This window comes from Vagococcus fluvialis (assembly GCF_003337315.1).
GTDB classification, from domain to species: domain Bacteria; phylum Bacillota; class Bacilli; order Lactobacillales; family Vagococcaceae; genus Vagococcus; species Vagococcus fluvialis.
Genome location: NZ_QPJV01000003.1, coordinates 264,191 through 272,207, shown reverse-complemented (window position 1 = coordinate 272,207; position 8,017 = coordinate 264,191). Strand labels below are relative to the sequence as shown.

The 8,017-nt window shown below is 31.6% G+C and carries 12 protein-coding genes; 1 reads left to right on the top strand and 11 read right to left on the bottom strand.

Going from position 1 to position 8,017, the window contains the following annotated elements; genetic code table 11:
- Positions 1–130 precede the first annotated feature (130 nt).
- The 9 genes from DFR54_RS05055 to comGA form a co-directional block, all read right to left on the bottom strand.
- A complete protein-coding gene (locus DFR54_RS05055) occupies positions 131–1,315 on the bottom strand; it encodes an acetate/propionate family kinase (RefSeq protein ID WP_114289185.1) in 1,185 nt (394 codons plus the stop codon).
- 21 nt (positions 1,316–1,336) lie between these two features.
- A complete protein-coding gene (locus DFR54_RS05050) occupies positions 1,337–2,344 on the bottom strand; it encodes a class I SAM-dependent methyltransferase (RefSeq protein ID WP_325167075.1) in 1,008 nt (335 codons plus the stop codon).
- Positions 2,345–2,461: 117 nt separating this feature from the next.
- The gene (gene comGG, locus DFR54_RS05045; RefSeq protein ID WP_114289184.1) at positions 2,462–2,821 is read right to left on the bottom strand and encodes a competence type IV pilus minor pilin ComGG; all 360 of its coding nucleotides are present in this window, start codon (positions 2,819–2,821) and stop codon (positions 2,462–2,464) included.
- Positions 2,778–3,209 carry a competence type IV pilus minor pilin ComGF gene (gene comGF, locus DFR54_RS05040; RefSeq protein WP_227259451.1) on the bottom strand — a complete coding sequence of 144 codons (432 nt, stop codon included), beginning with the start codon at positions 3,207–3,209 and terminating at the stop codon, positions 2,778–2,780. The genes comGG and comGF overlap by 44 nt, the downstream gene beginning before the upstream one ends.
- On the bottom strand, positions 3,209–3,514 hold the full coding sequence (locus DFR54_RS05035) for a hypothetical protein (RefSeq protein ID WP_114289183.1): 306 nt from the start codon (positions 3,512–3,514) through the stop codon (positions 3,209–3,211). The genes comGF and DFR54_RS05035 overlap by 1 nt, the downstream gene beginning before the upstream one ends.
- Positions 3,498–3,944, bottom strand: a complete 447-nt coding sequence (comGD, locus tag DFR54_RS05030; RefSeq protein ID WP_114289182.1) for a competence type IV pilus minor pilin ComGD — start codon at positions 3,942–3,944, stop codon at positions 3,498–3,500. The genes DFR54_RS05035 and comGD overlap by 17 nt, the downstream gene beginning before the upstream one ends.
- Positions 3,944–4,243 (bottom strand): competence type IV pilus major pilin ComGC, encoded by a 300-nt coding sequence (gene comGC / locus DFR54_RS05025; RefSeq protein WP_277346805.1) that lies wholly within the window; start codon positions 4,241–4,243, stop codon positions 3,944–3,946. The genes comGD and comGC overlap by 1 nt, the downstream gene beginning before the upstream one ends.
- A complete protein-coding gene (gene comGB, locus DFR54_RS05020; RefSeq protein ID WP_170126921.1) occupies positions 4,240–5,301 on the bottom strand; it encodes a competence type IV pilus assembly protein ComGB in 1,062 nt (353 codons plus the stop codon). Before comGB ends, comGC begins: the two co-directional genes overlap by 4 nt.
- Positions 5,246–6,199: a competence type IV pilus ATPase ComGA gene (comGA, locus tag DFR54_RS05015; RefSeq protein ID WP_114289180.1), complete on the bottom strand. Its 954-nt coding sequence runs from the start codon at positions 6,197–6,199 to the stop codon at positions 5,246–5,248. Before comGA ends, comGB begins: the two co-directional genes overlap by 56 nt.
- 106 nt (positions 6,200–6,305) lie before the next feature.
- Between comGA and DFR54_RS05010 the strand changes: the two genes are divergently transcribed.
- Positions 6,306–6,647: a hypothetical protein gene (locus DFR54_RS05010; protein WP_114289179.1), complete on the top strand. Its 342-nt coding sequence runs from the start codon at positions 6,306–6,308 to the stop codon at positions 6,645–6,647.
- Positions 6,648–6,702: 55 nt separating this feature from the next.
- Here the strand turns inward: DFR54_RS05010 and DFR54_RS05005 are convergent, their stop codons facing one another.
- Together DFR54_RS05005 and DFR54_RS05000 are read right to left on the bottom strand one after the other, a co-directional pair.
- On the bottom strand, positions 6,703–7,428 hold the full coding sequence (locus DFR54_RS05005) for a YebC/PmpR family DNA-binding transcriptional regulator (protein WP_086341086.1): 726 nt from the start codon (positions 7,426–7,428) through the stop codon (positions 6,703–6,705).
- Positions 7,429–7,488: 60 nt separating this feature from the next.
- Positions 7,489–8,007: a VanZ family protein gene (locus tag DFR54_RS05000; RefSeq protein WP_114289178.1), complete on the bottom strand. Its 519-nt coding sequence runs from the start codon at positions 8,005–8,007 to the stop codon at positions 7,489–7,491.
- Positions 8,008–8,017 lie beyond the last annotated feature (10 nt).

Genomic DNA, 8,017 nt, shown 5'->3' with positions numbered 1-8,017 from the left:
GCCTTATTAAAATTAAATAACTAAAAAAGATGATAAATCTGAGAGTAATCTCAAGTTTATCATCTTATATATCCGACTCATCAGTCCGATTTGACAAAGAGCCTAATTTCTTAGGAGAAGTTTTTTTTGTCTATTTTTTTAAAGCTTCTACGTCGCGAGCAATCATTAATTCTTCATCAGTTGGAATTAATAATACTTTAACTTTTGAATCGTCAGTAGAAATCACACGTTCTTCACCACGAACATTGTTTTTCTCATCGTCGATTTCACAACCGAACCAGCTAATGCCGTTGATGATTTCTTTACGCATGTTAATGTCATTTTCACCAATACCAGCAGTAAAGACAATTGCATCTACACCATTCATAACTGAAATGTAGCTACCAATGTATTTACGTACTCGGTCAGCAAAGATTTCTAATGCTAATTTAGCAGAATCTTTATCAGAATTTTCTAAGTCACGCATATCACTTGATACACCTGATAAACCTAAAAGTCCTGATTCTTTATTTAAAATGTTAATCATGTCTTTAATATCAGTTAATTCTAATTTTTCCATTAAATATTGTAATAATGAAGGATCAATATCTCCTGAACGAGTTCCCATTGTCACACCAGCTAAAGGAGTGAATCCCATAGATGTATCAACAGATTTACCACCATCAACAGCAGTAATAGAAGCTCCATTACCTAAGTGACACGTAATAATTTTTGTTTCTTCAGCAGGTTTACCTAACATATCAATAGCTCTTTCAGATACATAACGGTGACTAGTTCCGTGAGCTCCGTATTTACGAGCACCAAACTCTTCGTAGTATTTAGTATCAATGCTGTATAAATAGTTTACAGCTGGCATTGTTGTATGGAATGACGTATCAAATACAGCAACATTTAATGTATGAGGTAAGACTTTTTCAAATACACGTACTACTTGTGCTTCAGCAGGGTTATGTAATGGTGCAAAGTCAGATAAATCTTCAATTGTTTTTAAAACTTCTGAATCAATAACGATTGACTCTTTAAAGTGCTCTCCACCAGCAACAACACGGTGTCCAGCTCCTGTAATTTCATCATATGACCCAATAATTTTAAGCTCGATTAATTGTTCTAATAACATGTTAATAGCAATTTCATGGTTATCAATATCTTGAACTAATTCAAATTTTTGACCTTCTCCATGTTTAATTGTAAAGATTGAATCATTTAAGCCAATTCTTTCTACGATTCCTTGAGCGATAACTATTTCTTCTGGCATTACGTATAATTGCCATTTTAAACTTGAACTTCCTGCATTGATTGCAATTGTTTTAGACATGATTTCTTTTTCTCCCTTTTGTTAATTAATATTAGACTCGCGCCAAGCACGAAACTCATTGATAAATGTTAAAACAGACTGATTATCTTTTAATGAAGGTAACTCAGCAAGCAGAACTTCTTTTGCTTGTTTTGAATTCTCACCCTTATTTTGAACAATCAAAATTGACTTACTAAGCCCTTTTTGGCTAAACAACGAACTTGGTAATTGTAAGACAGCTTGTAAATAAACCTGTTCCTTAAACCAATTAGTTAAAAGACTTGCTTGTGGTGTTTCAAGTAAATTACTTGGTACTAAAAACAAACCAAACCCATTATCTTTTACATGTGTCATTGCTTTTTCCATTAGGATATGATGAGCGTAAGTATGCTCGTCTTTAGCAGCAACTTTAAAATCTTTCACTTTTTCATCATTTGGATAATAGCCAATCGGTAGATCTGATATTGCAAAATCTACTGGATCGATTAATAAAGAATCTACACTATCTTGACGGAATAAGTCAACCTCTAAATCTAGCCATTCTTTATTAACAGCAGCCACACTTAGAAGTGTATCATCAACATCGACACCAAAACCAACTGTTGATCTTTCAGCGATTTTCAGATTACTCATCACTGTGTATAAAAGATTTCCAGTACCTAATGAGACATCAAGTAAAGACAATGTTTCTTCTTTTTTAGCCAATTGTTCCAAAATGTAGACAAATAAAAAACCAATGCCATCAGGCGTTAGCTGGTGGTTAGCTTGAAGCGCTTCTTCCCTAGAACCTTTAAGGAGCACAAGCTGGGTTATTTTTCGTTTATCTTCTTGGGTTAATGACAAACTTGATAGTTTTTGATACAGCTCTTCAATTTGAGCAACTTCTTCTGTTGATGGAACACCGTCAATCACACGAACTTTACTACCATCCATAAGATTCTCACCATTTTCAATGTAAGCATCGAAAAAAGAAGTATCTAGTGATTTTTGTAACATATCTATTGCTTCTTGAAAAAACTGAAAGCCTTTTTCTACATCAGTTTGTGACAATACTTCCACCTCTTCTTGTTTACTTTAACAAAAAATCTATCACTTTTTTATTTTATCTAAAAAAACCGAATAATTCAAGATAAAGGCATAACAAAAAGGCGAAATTTCTTTATTATTTCACCTTTTTGTTCTCAACTCTTGAATACTCGTTCGTTTATACTGGTTACTCAAACTAGTTTGAACGAGATAGTTTTTCTTTTTTTTATTCCATTCCCATGTTGATTCACCTATATTAAATGTAAAGACTTTATTTTCTTCTGTGGTTTGTTGATTAATTTCTAATAAACTGATTTCTTCCATTGTTTTAGCTAAGTAGAAATCTCTTGTATTAACTAACATTTCTCTTCTTGAAAAATAATCATCAGTTACATAAAGTAACAGTAAAGTAAACATAAATAGAATCGTTAATACTGGAAATAACACACCACCTTGCTTATTTTTTAGGAAATAAAAAATAGCTGTATCTTTCTTCCTCAAGAGTAACTACCTCCATTCGAATTAGTTCATCATCGCCAGTAAATAAAACAGATTTTATACCAGTAATAATTGGTTGGTGGCCCGTTCGACTAGTTGTTTTACGAATCATATTTTGATATTTTTCAAAAATAACAGTAACCACCTCTTTCTCAACTTCATCGTAAAACTGATATAGCAATCGATTATTATCTATTTTGTCAAATTCCATACCACTCGTTTCGATTTCTAACTGAATTTTCCCTATCTGTAATTCTAAATAATCGGATGTTTTTATTTTTTCTTCTACTTTAATTAAGGATGTTAAAAAAGGTTGTAGAAATAACATCACACTCATTAATATGACTAGTGAAACTAAACATTCTATTAATGTAAATCCTTGATAGCCTATTACTCTTTTTTTACCTCTAAAAATAACTCCTCACTCTCAATTCTAAGATGATTTTGATTCCAGTCTTTAATAACAAATCCTGATGTTTTACCTTTGTTTCTGATGATTTCTTTATTATCTGAGGATACATTCAATCCTGAAGCCATTTCATATAAAAGAATTGACATTTCTAACTCTTCTTGGCATTTCTTCTCATCTAAAAAAAGAAAATTAATGGATGACATCATCATTAAAATACTAAGTAAAATAACAGTCATAGCTATCATCATCTCAAGCAATAAATACCCTTCATAGCTTTTTCTCACTTTTTATCACCTTACCACTACCAATTTGAAATTTGTAAGTAATTTCTTTTTTATTGAGTTCATCTCTAAGCTTGATTACTTGAAGTTTCGATATATTACCTGTTGTATTTTTGAAATCGATTGTCTCATTTGTTTTTAAAACAAACGGGTATTCTACCTTTAAATAATCCGACATTTGTTTCTGATGATGCCAATAGTTAAAAATTATTTCACTGCTATTTCGCTTTTGATTAATAGATGTCCCATGACTTTCAATAATCGCACTTTGATGTGTTTTTTCAATCCCTCTTTCCAACTTATTTAGAAACATAGTTACTTCTAATTGCTCTTTCCAATTTTTTATCATGATTAGTGGAACTAAAAAAAAGACACTAATACATAACATCACTATCAAGCTTTCAAGTAATGTAAATCCACTATTTCCTTTCATTATTTAACAGCTATTTCAAGTTCATCAGCTTTTGTTTTTTGATCTTCAGAAATATAACCACCTTTAAGTAAATCATCTGTGCTTCCAGGACGCTTATTATTATCCATAAAATACATTTCACTTTGAGTTTCAATCACTTTAGTTAAAGCTTGATTTCCTTGGTTATTGATATTGTCCGTTTGTTTCACTAAATTAGGGACAAATAATAAAATTAACACTGCAATTACAAAAAGTACAATGAGCATTTCTAGTAAAGTAAATCCTTGATATTTCTTCTTTTTCTGGTTGCTTTTTATCAATACATATCCCCCATTCCCTTATAAATCGGTAGTAGTAACGCACTATACACAGAGATAATTAAAACAGCAATTAATAAAAACATCATTGGTTGTAAAAATCTTATTTTTTTATCTGCTAATTTCATTAACCCTTCCCATTCACGTCTACCATAAATTAGTAACTCTTTACCTAAATTCCCTTTCACCTCTCCTTGTAAAATAATTAAACTTAATTCTGGATTTAAAAAATGCCACTCTTTAATTGGTCCATTAATAGAAATTCCTTTTTCAATTTCCTTTTCTATCCCCTGAGCCATCTCCCTCATTAAAGGTGTGTAATTTTTACCTGTCATAATTAATACAACATCTCTAAACTCCATTCCTTGAATTAATAACCTTCCCCATTCTGAAGCAAATAGAGAAGTATAATAAGCTTTATAGAACTGATTAACAATTGGTATCCTACTCCACCAATTTGCCTGCTCTATTGCTGATTTTTTAGCTAAAAAGGATTTCACTAGAAAATAACTTATTAAGGTAAGAATTACTAACAAACCAATAACTAAAGGACTATTGTTAACAATTAATAACCCTATATTGTTGTTGTTATCTTGTGTATATAACTCTGTCATTTGAGGTAGAATATAACACTTCATCCCAAGAACAGCTCCAAATAAAAAAACTAATAACAAAATAGGATAACTAATCAGTTTAATTAAATGTTGCTTTTGTTTTTCTTTATCAATCATTTGCTCTGACATCGTCAAAAGAGTACTCACAAGATCTCCGTGAATTTCAGCAAAACTTAATTGAGCCTTCTGAGAAGCAGTTAAATTAAGTAGTCCTAAAGATTCAGACAGACTATTTCCCTTAATTAATCGCCGCTTTATATGTTTAATTGATTTTTTCTTTTTCGGTTTTATCACAACTAAAAAATCCAAACTTTGCTCTAAATTAAAACCATTTTGTAGTAATTCAGCTAACAGAGATAACACATCTTGTGTTTCTTTTTTACTAAAAGAATTAACTGTAGACATCATAAATTTCTTTTGAAATACGTTTACTTTTATAGGCTTCATCCAAACTTCTTTGCCAATTAGTCTCCACCCCATTTACTGACATATCATATAAAACACCGTAGTTACCATCAGTCCTCATCTGTAATATTTCTTGGTAAACAACTCCTTTTAAACACTGATTTAATTCCATTTTTGGAATCCCAAAATCAAGTAGTCTGAGTAATACACTTTCTTTATTTGATGCATGAATCGTTGAAAAAACTGTGTGACCTGTTAAAGCGGCTCTAACAACCATTTGCGCTGTTTGTTTATCTCTAATTTCTCCAATAATTAAAATATCCGGCCTATGTCTCAAGCAAACTTTAATCAAAGAATCATAAGTTAAATCAATTTTTTCATTAACTTGAAATTGTAAAAAATGGTGGTATTCAATTTCTACTGGATCTTCGATGGTGACCACTTGTTTTTTATTTTTTCGATACATCTCCTTAATTAACTCATACATAGTTGTGGATTTCCCTGCTCCAGTTGGTCCTGAGAACAAATATAAACCTTTTTTAGTCACTGATTTTTTCAACAGCTCATACTGATTTGGTAATACATAATGATAATTTCTTGTTTCTTCAGCACTTTGTAAGAAACGGATAACAATTGTCTCACGATTTAAATAATCCCCTACACTTGATAACCTTACTCTAAATTCCCCTGTTTTAGTTTGAATAGTTGCACTACCGACTTGAACCTTTCTTTTTTCTGCAATATCCATCCCAGCTAAATATTTTAAATACAAAACGATTTTCTCTGCTAACTCACTTGGTATTTTTTTATAACATTCTATTTCATGATGATATCTGTAAGAAATTTCGTAACTATTAGCAACTGGAAAAAGATATAAATCACTCGCTTTTTTAACAACTCCTCTTTCTAATAAACTTTGAGTTATTTTCTTTACCTCCATTTGTCACTCCTTTCTCTTACTCTTAATATTCGATAAAAATAAAATCTTTTTTTATTCTCTATAGCAATATGCTATAATCAATTTACTTTATTTGGGAGGTTATTTTATGTTTGTTACACTATTCAACCCTACAACTAGACAATCAAAACAAGTCAAAGTTGGCTTTTCATGGACAGTTTTCTTTTTTGGTTCTTTTCCTGCTTTATTTCGTGGCGATTTTAAATGGTTTTTAATTATGATAATTGCCGATTTCTTTACAGCAAGTCTTGCCCACTGGGTATTTATTTTTATTTACAATAAACTTTATATAACTGATTTACTAAATCAAGGATATATCCCAAATGATGCTTTTAGCGAGAACGCTTTACTTTCAAAAGGCTTCTTTATTCCTAGACAATATGACAATGCTAGTGATGATGACTTTGATTTTGACGATATGGACTTTTAGATAAACCAAAAATAGTCGTGTAAGCTTCTAAACTTACACGACTATTTTTATTTATTTACATATTAGCTGACGTATACACATCTGACACATCATCATCATCTTCTAAAGCATCTACAATTGTTTCTAAAATAGCTTGATGTTCTTCTGATAAATCAGTTACCATTTGTGGTACCATTGTTAACTCAGCTTGAGCTAACACGTAGCCTTCTTTTTCTAGAGCATCACGCACATCGGCAAAGTCACTTGCATCTGTGTAGATTTCAAAAACCTCTTCACTTGCTTCAAGTTCCTCACCACCTGCTTCTAAAACACTCATAAGCATTGTATCTTCATCCACATCAAGTCCCTCGCGAACAATGGCAATATAACCTTTACGGTCAAACATATACGCTACTGAACCTGTTTCACCTAAAGAACCACCATTTTTATTAATCGCCACACGGACATTTGTTGCTGTTCTATTTTTATTATCTGTTAAAGCATGAACTAAAATTGCCACACCAGCTGGTCCATAACCTTCATAAACAACTTCATCATAGTTGTCACCTTCACCTGCTGAGGTTGCTTTTTTAATCGCACGTTGCACATTATCATTTGGCATATTAGCTGCTTTAGCTTTATCTAAAACTAATCTAAGAGAAGGATTTGATGCTGGATCAGGGCCACCACTTTTAGCTGCCATATAGATTTCACGAGATAGTTTTTGAAAAATTTTACCACGTTTAGCATCCTGAGCACCTTTTCTTTGTTTAATGTTATTCCACTTCGAATGTCCTGCCATTCAAGATCCCTTCTTTCATCAATTTACTTTACAAAGCTAGTTTATCATAGTTTCCACCTATTAACTTCGTTTTTTAGCCCCTTTTTTGCGATGGGCTAATAAATAATAAATAACTAAAATAGTACAAGCCAAAATAGCACCACTACTATCTAATATAACATCCTCAAATAACGGGCTTCTGCCACCAGTCATCATTTGATGGAACTCATCTAACGCAGCATAACCAGTAGCACTTAACCAAGCAACTCCAAAAGAAATCCCTAAGTGTTGCATACGTGGATTAATACCTAAAAACAAACTACCACCTAAAACAAAATAAGTACCAAAGTGGGCTAATTTTCTAATAAAAAATTCTACAAATTTAAAATAACCACTTGTCTCAATACTTACAGGAGAACCTGCATAGGTAAAAGAAACATTAGATAAACTATTTTTAAAGGGTTCATTCTTTAACATTTTCTCTAAAAGTGGAATAGTTGTTTGTTGTTCATAGGTTTGGGAAGAACTATAAAATAAAATTGCCATCATGATTAAAGCAATCACTAAATAGGCATTTCCATTTTTAAATTGTTTATTCATACACTCACTC

What these genes read in the sequence shown, in the direction of transcription:
- DFR54_RS05005 (WP_086341086.1), bottom strand. Translation starts at nt 7,428, where the DNA reads ATGGCAGGACATTCGAAGTGGAATAACATTAAACAAAGAAAAGGTGCT.
- DFR54_RS05010 (WP_114289179.1), top strand. Translation starts at nt 6,306, where the DNA reads ATGTTTGTTACACTATTCAACCCTACAACTAGACAATCAAAACAAGTC.
- comGB (WP_170126921.1), bottom strand. Translation starts at nt 5,301, where the DNA reads ATGAAGCCTATAAAAGTAAACGTATTTCAAAAGAAATTTATGATGTCT.
- DFR54_RS05055 (WP_114289185.1), bottom strand. Translation starts at nt 1,315, where the DNA reads ATGTCTAAAACAATTGCAATCAATGCAGGAAGTTCAAGTTTAAAATGG.
- DFR54_RS05000 (WP_114289178.1), bottom strand. Translation starts at nt 8,007, where the DNA reads ATGAATAAACAATTTAAAAATGGAAATGCCTATTTAGTGATTGCTTTA.
- comGD (WP_114289182.1), bottom strand. Translation starts at nt 3,944, where the DNA reads ATGAAAGGAAATAGTGGATTTACATTACTTGAAAGCTTGATAGTGATG.
- comGA (WP_114289180.1), bottom strand. Translation starts at nt 6,199, where the DNA reads ATGGAGGTAAAGAAAATAACTCAAAGTTTATTAGAAAGAGGAGTTGTT.